This window comes from Actinomadura napierensis, assembly GCF_039529375.1.
Lineage (GTDB): Bacteria > Actinomycetota > Actinomycetes > Streptosporangiales > Streptosporangiaceae > Spirillospora > Spirillospora napierensis.
On record NZ_BAAAMR010000302.1, the window covers coordinates 1 to 728 of the forward strand.

Sequence of the window (728 nt, forward strand, 5' to 3'; positions counted from 1 at the left end):
GGAAAAGCGCTCTGTGTCGTTAAAGAAGGTCTTTTAGTCTACAAAGATTTCCAAAAACAGACCTATTCTCATGATGAGTTTTTTTCGGAAATGCGCCAACAAAACGTTGAACATTTAGGCCAAGTCAGAACAGCCCTGCTTGAATCGGATGGTATTCTGAGCTTGCTTTATTATGAAGATGAAGATGTCAAATGGGGACTTCCCTTATTCCCTGATGCTTATCGTAAAGCAGAAGTTCTTAAAATTAATACTTTTTATTCCTGTATGAAATGTGGCGAAACTAAAATTTTAAATAAGCTAGATCAAGAATGCTCTCGTTGTCATCACCACAGTTGGGCTGAATCTTTAAAAACCCGGCGCTTAGGGTAAATAAAAAAGTGCTATTTCTAACACTTAGAAATAGCACTTATATTTAGATATTAATTTTTCATCAATATTTAAATATATAAAGCTTTATTCAAAAGATTAGTTTAAACCTTTGAATTCAGCTTTACCACGGTAAACAGCTTTAGTTAACTCTTCAATACGAAGCAATTGGTTATATTTAGAAACACGGTCAGAACGGCAAAGTGAACCAGTCTTAATTTGACCTGCTGCTGTACCTACTGCTAAATCAGCAATAGTTGAATCTTCTGTTTCACCAGAACGGTGAGAAATAACAGTGGTGTAACCATTTGCTTTAGCAAGGTAGATTGCATCTAAAGTTTCAGTCAATGTACCAATCTGGT

General features: G+C 35.3%; 1 protein-coding gene and 1 pseudogene. One reads left to right on the top strand and one right to left on the bottom strand.

The features are described from left to right. The coding region (locus tag ABD296_RS49575) for a YetF domain-containing protein (protein ID WP_344285543.1) at nt 1–369 on the top strand (369 nt) is incomplete at its 5' end. A 96-nt stretch (nt 370–465) separates the two neighbouring features. On the opposite strand, the pseudogene eno reads toward ABD296_RS49575, so the two are convergent. After that, a pseudogene (gene eno, locus ABD296_RS49580) lies at nt 466–728 on the bottom strand (phosphopyruvate hydratase); the annotation flags it as partial.